This window comes from Pseudomonas sp. PDM19 (genome assembly GCF_014852215.1).
Taxonomy (GTDB): domain Bacteria; phylum Pseudomonadota; class Gammaproteobacteria; order Pseudomonadales; family Pseudomonadaceae; genus Pseudomonas.
In genome coordinates, this window is the sequence record NZ_JACVBG010000001.1 from 43622 (window position 1) to 55981 (window position 12360).

Genomic DNA, 12360 nt, shown 5'->3' on the forward strand with positions numbered 1-12360 from the left:
GAACGCTCATGAGTCAGCTGCTTTCCGGCCAGGTCGCCCTGGTCACCGGCGCCGCCAACGGCATCGGCCGCGCCACCGCCCAGGCCTTCGCCCAGCAGGGCGTGAAGGTCGTGGTTTCCGACGTCGACGCCAAGGGCGGCGAAGGCACCGTCGAGCTGATCCGCGCGGCGGGTGGCGAGGCGACCTTCATCCGTTGCGACGTGACCCGCGACGCCGAGGTCAAGGCGCTGGTGGAAGGCACCGTGGCTGCCTACGGCCGCCTGGACTACGCCTTCAACAACGCCGGCATCGAGATCGAGAAGGGCAAGCTGGCCGATGGCGAGGAGAGCGAGTTCGACGCCATCATGGGCGTCAACGTCAAGGGTGTCTGGCTGTGCATGAAGCACCAGATTCCGGTGATGCTGGAGCAGGGCGGCGGCGCCATCGTCAACACCGCCTCGGTTGCCGGCCTGGGCGCCGCGCCGAAGATGAGCATCTATGCCGCCTCCAAGCACGCGGTGATCGGCCTGACCAAGTCCGCCGCCATCGAGTACGCAAAGAAGAAAATCCGCGTCAACGCGGTGTGCCCGGCGGTGATCGACACCGACATGTTCCGCCGCGCCTACGAGGCCGATCCGAAGAAGGCCGAGTTCGCCGCCGCCATGCACCCGGTGGGTCGCGTCGGCCGCGTCGAGGAAATCGCCTCCGCCGTGCTCTACCTGTGCAGCGATCACGCCGGCTTCACCACCGGTATCGCGCTGCCGGTGGATGGTGGGGCGACGGCGATCTGATCGTCTCGGGGCTGCCCGGTGTTCGGGCTGCCCTCACCATTTTTCCGTGAGGCACCTGCAGCCCCGTAGGGCGCATAACGCGCCAGCGTTATCCGCCACGAACCATGCGGCGGATAACCTGTTCCAGGTTATGCGCCCTACACGTTGCCGCGATGTGCTCGCGTCTGGCTCCCTCCTGTAGGAGCGGGCCATGCCCGCGATCGCGCGTGTGGCGCGCTCCTACAGCGAGCTCGCCTGCAAGATCCCGCCTCGTTCGCTACAAACTTTCGCATTCTGTTACAGGAAGAAGTGGTATTGGCCTGCAAGGCCAGTTACAAGCGCCCAAGAGGCCGAAACAATCGGCCCATTCCAGTTGGAGAATAATGACAATGACCAACGATCCCTTGCTGACGCTGTTCATGCCCATCGCCCTGGGCATCATCATGCTGGGCCTCGGCCTGTCCCTGACCATCGCCGACTTCGCCCGCGTGGTGCGTTATCCCAAGCCCGTGCTGATCGGCCTGGTGTGCCAGATCATCCTGCTGCCCCTGGCGTGCTTCCTCATTACCCTGGGCTTCGCCCTCGAAGCGGCGCTGGCCGTGGGTATGATGCTGCTCGCCGCATCGCCCGGCGGCACCACCGCCAACCTCTACAGCCACCTGGCCCACGGCGACGTCGCGCTGAACATCACGCTGACCGCGGTGAACTCGGTGATCGCCATCCTCACCATGCCGCTGATCGTGAACATGTCGCTGCTGTACTTCATGAACGACGGCCAGACCATCCCGCTGCAGTTCGCCAAGGTGGTGCAGGTGTTCATCATCGTCCTCGGCCCCGTGGCCATCGGCATGATCGTGCGGCGCCTGCTGCCGGGCGTGGCGGCGGCACTGCAGAAGCCGGTGAAGATCCTCTCCGCGCTGCTGCTGGCGGTGATCATCGGCGTGGCCGTGACCAAGGATTGGCAGACGTTCCTCACCTATGCGCCCATCGTCGGCGCGGCGGCGCTGTGCTTCAACCTGCTGAGCCTGGCCGTGGGCTACTGGATTCCGCGCCTGCTCAAGCTGTCCAAGCCGCAATCCATCGCCATCGGCATGGAAATCGGCATCCACAACGGCACCCTCGCCATCGCCCTGGCGCTCAGCCCGATGCTGCTGAACAACAAGACCATGGCGATCCCGGCGGCCATCTACGGCGTGCTGATGTTCTTCACCGCCGGCCTCTTCGGCTGGTGGGTCAGCCGTGGCGTGGCCAAGACCGCACCGGAGCAGGCGCCCGCCTGACGCCCGGATTTTCCCTGTAGGAGCGCGCCATGCCCGCGATCGCGCGCATGGCGCGCTCCTACAGGTGATCTCTGCGTTAACCGGCCGGCGACAGAACGGGTTGCGTCCGCGACCTCTCCTGTATCGGTCCATCTTCCTACGCAAATGCGACAAGGTACTCGGGAAGCGTCCTGCACTGGCATCGGAAGAACCGGTAGCATGCCGCATTGCTGTGCCTGCAAGGCCGCCGGTAAGGTTTCCGGGTCGCGACGGTTGTCGTGACCTGGGCGTGGAAACCCGGTGTTTTGCTACGTAGGCGCGGTAGCGCCATGGCGGTTTGACGGGCGCTTTTTTTGTGCCCGTCAGGTGCTGTCTATGGCGGGATCGTGCGAGGCGGGCTTCGGCCCGGCCGGGTCCTACGTAGCCGGTATTTCCACCCTTGCACGGTCCCGCCACCCTTCAGTGGAAAGTTGGGTGAGTCGGGCTCCTCTCACCACTACGTAGGAACTGAAAGATGCACTATCCCGCTTTTACCCCCGCGCACCACCGGCAACACCCCTCTGGAATTCCTTCTACCGACTAATTGAACTGGCTGAACCCTCGGTGCTCGCCACCCTGCCGGGCACCTGAGATTTGCGGCAGGCCGCCGGGTGTATTGGGAGCCTGGCGGCCCTTTGGACATGGATCGGCGCCCGCGCCCGCGAGCGCGGCAAAGCGAGTTTTCAATGAGAGACAAGAAGGTGCGCAACGCGAGATTCCACCTGTGCCACATTCCGCAGGCCGATGGCTGGCCGGGGCTGGCGCTGGAGTGGCCGATGGATTGCCAGTCGGCCGCTGACGCCGGCGTGGCCCGCGTCGAGCAATGGTTCGCCGAGCGACACAAATCCAACCTCTGGATGGCCTTGCATATGGGGCGACTGGACCAGGGGCGAGGCTTCCATCAGGTCGCCTATGAAACGGCTTTCCTCTGGCGCCTGCAGCAACGCCTCATGGCCGCCGCCTCGCCAGCCGTCCTGAAGGTCTGAAGTCTCGGGTTCGAAAGCAAGCTCGCTCCCGTGGAGGCTGGTAGGGCGCCTACCTCCTCCCTGGCATCTCACCGGCTCCTGCGGGAGCGAGCTTGCTTGCGAATCCCCGGCCTCTGTCGTACAGGTTGGCGCCGTGCCTTGCCGGTTGGTTTCTCACGCTCCTGGCAGGTCGTAGGGCGGATAACCCGTTCCGGGTTATGCGCCCTACGTGCTCCGTGGACCCGATACCGCCGGTTGAACGCGACGTAGGATGGGTGGAGCTTGCGATACCCATCGAACCCCAGCAGGGATCGCATGGGGATCGCGAACTCGCGGAACGCCGCCCTGGCCAACCTGCGAAGGTGCGCGCCTGCTGCCGCTGAGCAGACTCAATCCGGCCAATGCCACGCCGGGGCATCGAACATGCCCTGGTCGCGGATGCGCGTCTGGCCCAGCTCCTTGTCCAGGTGCAGGCAGTTGCACTCGGGGTGCTCCTCCAGCGTGGCGATCAGCCGGCTGGCGTGGGACACGACCCAGACCTGGGTGTGCTTCGAGGCCTCGATGATCAACCGCCCCAGCGCGGGCAGCAGGTCCGGGTGCAGGCTGGTTTCCGGTTCGTTGAGCACCATCAGCGACGGCGGGCGCGGGGTGAGCAGGGCGGCGACCAGCAGCAGGTAGCGCAAGGTGCCGTCGGAGAGCTCCGCCGCGCTCAGCGGACGCAGCAGGCCGTACTGCTTCAGCGCCACGGCGAAGCGTCCGCCGGGCTGGCAGTCGATCTGCAGTTCGGCGCCGGGGAAGGCGTCGGTGATGGCGGTTTCCAGTGCTGTCGCGTTACCGATTTCACGAATGGTCTGTAGCGCAGCGGCGAGGTCGCGGCCGTCGTGGTGCAGCACCGGGGTGCGGGTGCCGAGCTGCGGCTGGCGCGCGGGGGCGTCGGCGTCGGTGCGGAAGTGGTCGTAGAAGCGCCAGCCGCGAATCTGCTCGCGCAGCAGCAGGGCTTCGGGGCAGTCCGAGCCGCTGCCGATGTGGGTGAACAGGCTGTCGAAAGTCGGGATGTGCTGCTCCAGCACCTGCCAGCTGCGGCCTTCGCGGGCGCGCAGCATCGGGCCGTTGCGCTCCACCAGTTGCGAGGCGGGGCGGTACCAGGGGCCGGCCCAGATGCTTTCGTGCTTGATCTCCGGGTCCAGGCCGAAGGCGCTGACCACCGGCGGTGGCGGCAGGCCGAGGGCGATGGCGTAGCCGAAATCTTCGCCGGCAAAGCCCAGGCGCAGGCGCTTCACTTCGTTGCGCGGGCCGCCCTGGACTTCCACTTCGCCCGTGCGTATGCGCCGCGAATGGGTTTCCGGCCCGGCCCAGAAGGTGGACTCCAGCCCGCCCTCGCGCGCCAGTGCATTCACCACGCCGCCCTGGGCGGTCTCGGCAAGCAGGCGCAAGGCGCGGTAGAGGTTGGACTTGCCGCTGCCGTTGGCGCCGGTGATCAGATTCAGCCGGCCCAGCGGCAGCACCAGCGAGTTGATCGAGCGGTAGTTGGCGACAGCCAGGGTGTGCAGCATGCGGGGCGATCCGGTTCGGGCAATCGCCCGCATGCTAGCAGAAGGGTTGCGCCTTTACGGCGCGCGGCGCCAGTTCAGCACCAGCTGGGTCAGCAGGCCGGCCACCAGTCCCCAGAAGGCCGAACCGACGGAGAACAAAGTGAAGCCCGAGGCGGTGACCAGGAAGGTGACCATCGCCGCTTCGCGCTGGCGCGCGTCGGCCATGGCATTGGTCAGACCGTTGGTGATCGAGCCGAGCAGGGCCAGCGCGGCGATGGACAGCACCAGCGCCTTGGGCAATGCAGCAAACAGCGCGGCCAGGGTGGCGCCGAAGATGCCGGCGATGCCGTAGAACAGCCCGCACCAGAGCGCGGCGGTGTAGCGCTTGTGCGGGTTTTCGTGGGCCTCCGGGCCGGTGCAGATCGCTGCGCTGATGGCCGCCAGGTTGATCCCGTGGGAGCCGAACGGCGCCAGCAGCAGTGAGGCGATGCCGGTGGTGGAGATCAGCGGCGAGGCGGGCACCTGGTAGCCGTCGGCGCGCAGCACGGCCAGCCCTGGCATGTTCTGCGAGGCCATCGCCACGATGAACAGCGGGATGGCGATGCTGATGGTGGCGGCCAGCGAGAAGCTCGGGGTGGTCCATACCGGGCGGGCGACTTCCAGCTGGAAGTGGCTGAAGTTGAGCAGGCCGAGGAAGCCGGCGAGGGCTACGCCCACCAGCAGTGCGGCGAACACCGCATAGCGCGGCGACAGGCGTTTGGCGATCAGGTAGCTGACGAACATCGCCACCACCAGCGCCGTCTGCTGCTGCGCGGCGTTGCAGATTTCGATGCAGATGCGGAACAGCACGCCGGCCAGCAGCGCCGAGGCCAGCGAGCCGGGTACCTGGCGCATCAGACGCTCGAAGCTGCCGGTGACGCCGCAGAGGGTGATCAGCGCGGCGCACACGATGAACGCGCCGATGGCCTCGCCGTAAGGCACGCCGGGCAGGCTGCTGATCAGCAGTGCGGCGCCGGGGGTGGACCAGGCGATGACGATCGGCGTGCGGTAGCGCAGGGTCAGGCCGATGGTGGTCAGGGCCATGCCGATGGACAGCGCCCAGATCCACGAGGAAATCTGCGCGGTGGTCAGCCCCGCCGCCTGGCCGGCCTGGAACATCAGCACCAGCGAGCTGGTGTAGCCGGTGAGCATGGCGACGAACCCGGCGACGATGGCGGCGGGGGAGGAGTCTGCCAGCGGGCGCATGGGCGCGCTGGCGGGTGTGGTGTCAGTCATGCACGAACTTCCATCAGGTGCGGGTGAACAGAGGGTAGAGCGAGGCGACCAGCAGCGCCGCCATGCCGACATTGAACAGGCGAAGTCGCAGCGGGTCTTCCAGCCAGCGCCGCAGCAGGCTGCCGAGCACCGTCCAGACGCCCACGCTGGGCAGGTTGACCACGGCGAACAGGGTGGCGATCAGCACCACGTTGCCGATCCAGCTGTTGGCTGGCAGGTAGGTGGCGATAGCGCCGACGGCCATCACCCAGGCCTTGGGGTTGACCCACTGGAAGGCGGCGGCCTGGAGGAAGGTCATCGGCTTGGCGCTGTGCTCGCCCTTGGCCTCAGGCGCGCCGGAACGGGCGATCTTCCACGCCAGGTACAGGAGATAGGCGCCGCCGGCGTAGCGCAGCGCGGTATAGGTGACCGGGAAGCGCTCGAACAGCTGGTGCAGGCCCAGGCCCACGGCGACCACCAGCAGCAGGAAGCCGATGCTGATACCGAGCATGTGCGGGATGGTCCGGCGTACGCCGAAGTTCACGCCCGAGGCCAGCAGCATCATGTTGTTGGGGCCGGGGGTGATGGAGGTGACGAAGGCGAACAGCACGAAGGCGCCGAGGAGTTCGAGGGGCATGGCGGTATACCGGTCTAGTTGTAGGACCAGCCTAATCCCGCGGGCTCCAGGCTGTCCCATAACAGCCAGCGGCCGAGTGGCCCGTACAGTGCGAGCGGCAGTGGCGTGCGCGGGAGTGCGCCGGTATGGTGCGGGAAAGCCGTACGACTGATGGAAGATCGCCACCATGGAACAGAATCCCTACGCCGCGCCCAAGGTCGAGCTGGTGGATCAGAGCGCTCCGGGGTCCTTCCTCGCCGGGCGCTGGAACCCCGGCCACCTGCGTCTGCTCGGTTTCCTGAGTCTCGCGCTGCTGCTGTGCAATGTGGTGTTGTTCGCCTTGTCCTTCGCGGCAGCGCTGCATGAGTCGAGTACGTGGCAGCGCTACGAACTCTGGGTCGGCGTGCTCAGCACGGTGCTCGGCTGCTTCCTGCTGTGGCGTACCCGCAGTTTTCTCGAGGATCGCTTCAACGCCCGCGGACTGGCCTGGCCGGTCGGGCTGTCGATAGCCATCGCGCTGGTGATGCAGGTCTACAGCCTGATCTTCGACGAGCAGCTCAGCGGTGAATTCAACGGCGCGCTGATGGGCTTCATGGGGCTGTTCGTGCCCACCGGTATCGTCACGCTGTGGTACGGCATCCGCCTGCTGAAGATCGAGCTGCCGTACCCGTCGGTGAAGGTCATGGGCTGGCTGGAGGTCACCTCCGGGGTGTGCCTGCTCAGCGTCCTGCTGTTCCTGCCCGGCACAGCCCTGGCGATGGCCAGCCTGCTGCCGCTGGCGCTGATGTTCCTGCGCGCCGCCCGCGAGCTGGAAGCCGCCGCCCGCTAGTCTTCGTCCTGCGACCAGGCGATGGCCTGGTTGACCGCCAGCCAGCCGCGCACGGCGTCCTCTCCGGCTTCGTCGAAGGCGCGTTGCAGCAGGCGTCCTTGTTCCTGGCGCAGGGCCTTTTCCAGCTTGCCGCCTTCGGCCGTCAGCTCCAGCAGGCGCCGGCGCTTGTCGTTGTCGCAGGCTTCGCTGCGGATCAGGTCGCGTTCCAGCAACTGGCGCAGCGGCACGTTCAGCGCCTGCTTGGTCACGCCCAGGGCGGACAGCAACTCGCTGACACTCAGCCCCGGATTGCGCGCGATGAAGAACAGGATGCGGTGGTGCACACGGCTCAGGCCGCGACGCTCCAGCATCTCGTCGGGTTTTGCGGTGAAGGCCCGGTAGCTGAAGAAGAAGGCTTCCATGGCCTGGAGTTGCAGGGCATTTTTTATTAGGTCAGGCATATTGACGTATCCGTCTCGGGCGTCGTAGCTTCGGTCAAGCAGTTTGACTCATTCTTCCGTGCTCCCGCTACCGGTGACTCCCATGGCCTTCTCCGAACGCATCGCCCGACTGAAAAGCTCTCTGATCCGTGAAATCCTCGCCGCGGCGCAGCGCCCGGAGGTGATGTCCTTCGCTGGCGGCCTGCCCGCCGAGCCGATGCTGCCGAAGGTGAACTGGGACGCCATGCCCGCAAGCATGGGGCAGTACGGCATGAGTGAAGGGGAGCCGGCGCTGCGCGAAGCCATCGCTGCCGAAGCGCGCGCACTGGGCGTGCCCTGCGAGGCGAGCCAGGTGCTGATCGTCAGCGGCTCGCAGCAGACGCTCGACCTGGCCAGCAAGCTGTTCATCGATCCGGGCACCGAAGTGCTGCTCGAGGCGCCGACCTACCTCGCTGCGCTGCAGGCCTTCCAGCTGTTCGGCGCGAACTGCCTGACCGTGCCGCTGGGTGCCGAAGGCCCGGACGTCGCCGCGCTGCGCCAGCGCCTGGAGACCAGCAAGCCGGCCTTCGCTTACCTGATCCCGACTTTCCAGAACCCGTCCGGCGTGCGTTACAGCGAACAGCGCCGCGATGAGGTGGCCGCCGTGCTCGACGAATTCGGCGTGACCCTGATCGAGGACGAACCCTACCGCGAGCTGGTGTTCGATGAGGGCGCTGCGACCCCGCTGGTCAGCCGCCTGAAGAAGTCGAGCTGGATCTACACCGGCACCGTGTCGAAGACGCTGCTGCCGGGCTTGCGCGTGGGCTTCCTGATCGCCACGCCGGACCTGTTCCCGCATTTGCTGCGGCTGAAGCAGTCCGCCGACCTGCATACCAACCGCGTCGGCCAGTGGCAGGCGTTGCAGTGGTTCGGCACCGAAGCGTACCGTGGCCATCTGGCTGAGCTGCGCGATTTCTACCGCATCCGCCGCGACGCCATGCAGGCGCAGCTGGAGGAGCACTTCGGCGAGCTGGCGGAGTGGAACGTGCCCCAGGGCGGGCTGTTCTTCTGGCTCAGGCTCAAGCAGCCGCTGGACACCCGCACGCTGCTGGACGCGGCGCTGGCGCAGAACGTGGCCTTCATGCCGGGTGAGCCTTTCTTCACCGAACCGGATGCCAATCCCGGCTATTTGCGGCTTAACTTCAGCCACGTGGCGCCCGAACGCGCCGGTGAAGGGCTCCGTCGACTGGCGACGGTGATCCGTAACGCCCAGGCCCAGTGAGGAGATGAGCATGTACACCGTTTACGGCGATCAACTGTCCGGCAACTGCTACAAGGTCAAGCTGGCCCTGCACCTGCTCGGCCTGCCTTACCAGTGGCGCGAGATCAACATCCTCAAGGGCGAGACGCAGACCGCCGAGTTCCTGGCGATGAACCCCAACGGCAAGGTGCCGGTGCTCAAGCTCGAGGACGGCACCTGCCTGTGGGAATCCAACGCCATCCTCAATTTCCTCGCCGATGGCAGCGAGCTGCTGCCCAGCGAACCGCGCCTGCGCACCCAGGTGCTGCAGTGGCAGTTCTTCGAGCAGTACAGCCATGAGCCCTACGTGGCGGTGGCGCGCTTCATCGAGTTCTACCTCGGTCTGCCCGAGGAGCGCCGCGAGGAATACGCGCGCTGTCACAAGGGCGGCTACAAGGCGCTGAAGGTGATGGAGAAGCAACTGGAGCAGACGCCTTATCTGGTGGGCGACACCTACTCCATCGCCGATATCACCCTGTACGCCTACACCCACGTGGCTCACCAGGGCGGCTTCGACCTGTCGAACTTCCCGGCGATCAACGCGTGGCTGGCGCGGGTGGCGGATCACCCGCGGCATGTGGGCATGCAGGACTGATCAGCGTCTTGCTGTTGAAAACGCCGCTTCGCTGGAAGCGGCGTTTTTCGTTGTGCGCCCGGTGCTCTTGGTAGGAGCGAGCTTGCTCGCGAACAGGTTTCCGGCAACACCGGACCTTGGGCGATTCGCGAGCAAGCTCGCTCCTACAGGCTGATCCGGGCGTCGGTGAAGAAAACCGGCAAAACGCCATCAGACGAATCCGAAAAAACCGCTCTAAACCGCGGATTCCGGCGCTTTGGGGTTGACCGGCATCATGGCGGCGTTTTGTCGCCCTCCCTAATCTGGACGCGCTGCCATGCGGGATGTACCGATGTGGCCGGGCGCGAGCGGCAGGCAGTGTCGTCGCCTGGCATGGGGAGGGAAAAGATGGCCTATCTGGTCTGGCAGGCGGATCTCGACACCGGGATCGGAGTGATCGACGCACAGCACAAGCGCATCGTCGAAATGATCAACCAGCTGCACGAGGCCCAGGCCCATCACGATCGAGCGATGCTCGGCGGCGTGATCGAGGAACTGGTCGACTACACCATCTCGCACTTCGCCTTCGAGGAGACCCTGCTGGAGGACTCCGGCTACCAGTTCACCCGCGCGCACAAGAAGGTCCATGAACTCTTCATCAAGCGCGTTTCCGATTACCGCACGCGCTTCGAGGCCGGCGAGGACGTCGCCGAGGAGCTCAAAGGGCTGCTCGGCCGCTGGCTGTTCAACCATATCCGCAACGACGACGCCAACTATGTGGAGGCGGTGAAGGCGACCATGCACGAGCTGACCCGCGACCAGGGCCACGGCGGCTGGCTTTCGCGCTCGATGAAGCGATTCTTCGGCTGAATCGCCCGCTGTTTCGGCAGTGAATGCCGACGCGAATCGCCCCTGGCTGGCTATGCTCTGTGCACAACTACAAGCTATGCCACGGGGGTATTCGCATATGAAGACGCTGTTGAAGTCACTGTTGCTGCTTTCCTTCCTGTCGTCCTTCCCATTGTTCGCCGCCCAGTCGAGCGCCACGTCAGGCTCTGACGACCAGCGCGCCAAGGCGCTGCTGTCCAAGGCGGTGGCTGCCTACAAGCAGGACGGCGACAAGGCCTTCGCCGCATTCAGCCGCCAGGGCGAATTCGTCGATGGCGACCTCTATGTGTTCGTGGTGGACAGCAAGGGCACCATGCTCGCCAGCGGCGGGCCGTCGGTGGTGCTGATCGACCGCGACGTTTCCTCGACGCTCGATCCTTCGCTGCAGGAGCAGTTCGCCAAGGCCTTGAAGTCGCCGGAAACCGGCAAGGTGCAGCAGGCCGACTACCGCTGGAAGAACTGGGCGGACGGCAAGGTGGAACGCAAGCACGTCTATTACCAGCGCGTCGGCGAGCGCTTCCTCGCGGTGGGCTATTACATCCCGCGCGCCTCGGCGCAGCAGGCTGTGTCCATGCTGGACAAGGCGGTGAAGGCCGTCGAGGCCGACCCGCAAGGAACCTTCAAGCAGATCACCGCACGGGACAAGGCCTTCATCGAGGATGACCTCTACGTCTTCGTGGTCGACCTGGAGTCCTCGAAGTTCGTCGCCCACGGCTTCAATACCCGAATGGTCGGCACCGACTTCGACTCGCTGAAGGACCCGGGCGGCAACCCCATCGGCCACGCCATGCTGGAACTGGTGAAGGCCAAGGGCGAGGCGGAGTTCGAGTACCAGTGGCGCAACCCGGTGACCAGCAAGGTGGAGAACAAGCACGCCTTCCTGCGCAAGGCCGGGCACTACCTGGTGGCGGTGGGTTACTACACCCGCTGATGCCTTCTTGCAGGCAAAAAAAACCGGCCCTAGGGCCGGTTTTTTCATGGCGGCGGTTCGCGATCAGCGGATCAGGCTGAGGAACTCGCTGCGGGTGGCGGCGTTCTCGCGGAACTCGCCGAGCATCACCGAGGTGACCATGGAGGAATTCTGCTTCTCCACACCGCGCATCATCATGCACATGTGCTTGGCCTCGATCACCACGGCCACGCCCAGCGCGCCGGTGACCTGCTGCACGGCCTCGGCGATCTGCCGCGACATGTTTTCCTGGATCTGCAGGCGGCGGGCGTACATGTCGACGATGCGTGCGACCTTGGACAGGCCCAGCACCTTGCCGTTGGGGATGTAGGCGACGTGGGCCTTGCCGATGAAGGGCAGCAGATGGTGCTCGCACAGCGAGTAGAGCTCGATGTCCTTGACCAGCACCATTTCGCTGTTGTCGGAGCTGAACAGGGCGCCGTTGACGATCTCCTCCAGCGTCTGCTGGTAGCCGCGGCAAAGGTACTGCATGGCCTTGGCGGCACGCTTGGGCGTGTCGACCAGACCTTCGCGGGTGACGTCCTCACCAAGCTGGCTGAGGATCGCGGAGTAGTTTTGTTCCAGGGACATGATCTACCTGTGGCAATGACAAAAATAAAAACCGTGGCGCAGGGTAGGGCGCTCAGCCCCCTCTGGCAAGGCCCGCGCGCCGGTTGGCGCGTTATGGCTGCCGGTTTGGCGCCAGGCGCTGCGCCCAGCCCTCGGCCCATTGCGCCAGCGGCAGGCAGTGCAGCGCCAGCTCCTGGCCCTGCTCGGAAAGCTGGTAGCCGTCCGCGCCGTTTTCCACCAGCTGCGCCTCGCGCAGTTCGCCCAGACGGGTATTGAGCACCGAGGGCGAGAGGCCTTCGCAACGCGCCTGCAGCTCGCGGAAACTCGCCGGCCCCTGGTGCAATTCCCAGAGCACGCGCAGGCTCCAGCGGCGGCCGAGCAGGTCGAGCAGCGCCATGATCGGCCGGCCGCTGTCGGAGCCGCGTACGGGGTTGCCGGGGAGGGGAAGTGTCATCGACT

Annotated in this window: 14 protein-coding genes; 8 read left to right on the plus strand and 6 right to left on the minus strand. The window is 65.8% G+C overall.

Features of this window, described 5'->3' with window-relative positions; genetic code table 11:
* Window positions 1-8: 8 nt before the first annotated feature.
* The 3 genes from IB273_RS00205 to IB273_RS00215 all read left to right on the plus strand — a co-directional run bounded on the left by IB273_RS00205 (window position 9) and on the right by IB273_RS00215 (window position 3033).
* Window positions 9-770, plus strand: coding sequence for an SDR family oxidoreductase (locus tag IB273_RS00205; RefSeq protein ID WP_081520647.1), 762 nt, complete (start codon window positions 9-11; stop codon window positions 768-770).
* 368 nt (window positions 771-1138) lie between these two features.
* Window positions 1139-2029, plus strand: a complete 891-nt coding sequence (locus IB273_RS00210; RefSeq protein ID WP_081520646.1) for a bile acid:sodium symporter family protein — start codon at window positions 1139-1141, stop codon at window positions 2027-2029.
* A 704-nt stretch (window positions 2030-2733) separates the two neighbouring features.
* Window positions 2734-3033: a LasR-specific antiactivator QslA gene (locus IB273_RS00215; protein WP_192222917.1), complete on the plus strand. Its 300-nt coding sequence runs from the start codon at window positions 2734-2736 to the stop codon at window positions 3031-3033.
* A 368-nt stretch (window positions 3034-3401) separates the two neighbouring features.
* On the opposite strand, the gene IB273_RS00220 is transcribed toward IB273_RS00215, so the two are convergent.
* The 3 genes from IB273_RS00220 to IB273_RS00230 are packed head-to-tail and all read right to left on the minus strand — an operon-like array spanning window position 3402 to window position 6435.
* A complete protein-coding gene (locus IB273_RS00220; RefSeq protein WP_192222918.1) occupies window positions 3402-4565 on the minus strand; it encodes an AAA family ATPase in 1164 nt (387 codons plus the stop codon).
* Between the two features lie 54 nt (window positions 4566-4619).
* Window positions 4620-5819, minus strand: coding sequence for a benzoate/H(+) symporter BenE family transporter (locus tag IB273_RS00225; protein ID WP_192222919.1), 1200 nt, complete (start codon window positions 5817-5819; stop codon window positions 4620-4622).
* A 13-nt stretch (window positions 5820-5832) separates the two neighbouring features.
* On the minus strand, window positions 5833-6435 hold the full coding sequence (locus IB273_RS00230) for a LysE family translocator (protein WP_192222920.1): 603 nt from the start codon (window positions 6433-6435) through the stop codon (window positions 5833-5835).
* A gap of 166 nt (window positions 6436-6601) precedes the next feature.
* Between IB273_RS00230 and IB273_RS00235 the strand changes: the two genes are divergently transcribed.
* Window positions 6602-7243, plus strand: coding sequence for a hypothetical protein (locus tag IB273_RS00235; protein WP_192222921.1), 642 nt, complete (start codon window positions 6602-6604; stop codon window positions 7241-7243).
* Here the strand turns inward: IB273_RS00235 and IB273_RS00240 are convergent.
* Window positions 7240-7683: a MarR family transcriptional regulator gene (locus IB273_RS00240; protein WP_081520641.1), complete on the minus strand. Its 444-nt coding sequence runs from the start codon at window positions 7681-7683 to the stop codon at window positions 7240-7242. The genes IB273_RS00235 and IB273_RS00240 overlap by 4 nt on opposite strands.
* A gap of 82 nt (window positions 7684-7765) precedes the next feature.
* Between IB273_RS00240 and IB273_RS00245 the strand changes: the two genes are divergently transcribed.
* The 4 genes from IB273_RS00245 (at window position 7766) to IB273_RS00260 (ending at window position 11313) form a co-directional block, all read left to right on the plus strand.
* Window positions 7766-8923 (plus strand): PLP-dependent aminotransferase family protein, encoded by a 1158-nt coding sequence (locus IB273_RS00245; RefSeq protein ID WP_192222922.1) that lies wholly within the window; start codon window positions 7766-7768, stop codon window positions 8921-8923.
* 10 nt (window positions 8924-8933) lie between these two features.
* Window positions 8934-9536 carry a glutathione S-transferase family protein gene (locus IB273_RS00250; protein WP_081520639.1) on the plus strand — a complete coding sequence of 201 codons (603 nt, stop codon included), beginning with the start codon at window positions 8934-8936 and terminating at the stop codon, window positions 9534-9536.
* Between the two features lie 366 nt (window positions 9537-9902).
* Complete coding sequence (locus IB273_RS00255) at window positions 9903-10364, plus strand: bacteriohemerythrin (RefSeq protein ID WP_081520638.1); 462 nt, start codon at window positions 9903-9905, stop codon at window positions 10362-10364.
* 97 nt (window positions 10365-10461) lie between these two features.
* The gene (locus IB273_RS00260) at window positions 10462-11313 is read left to right on the plus strand and encodes a cache domain-containing protein (protein WP_225610056.1); all 852 of its coding nucleotides are present in this window, start codon (window positions 10462-10464) and stop codon (window positions 11311-11313) included.
* A 63-nt stretch (window positions 11314-11376) separates the two neighbouring features.
* On the opposite strand, the gene folE is transcribed toward IB273_RS00260, so the two are convergent.
* Window positions 11377-11922: a GTP cyclohydrolase I FolE gene (folE, locus tag IB273_RS00265; RefSeq protein WP_024765420.1), complete on the minus strand. Its 546-nt coding sequence runs from the start codon at window positions 11920-11922 to the stop codon at window positions 11377-11379.
* A 91-nt stretch (window positions 11923-12013) separates the two neighbouring features.
* Window positions 12014-12355, minus strand: coding sequence for a winged helix-turn-helix transcriptional regulator (locus IB273_RS00270; protein WP_081520637.1), 342 nt, complete (start codon window positions 12353-12355; stop codon window positions 12014-12016).
* Window positions 12356-12360: the final 5 nt, after the last annotated feature.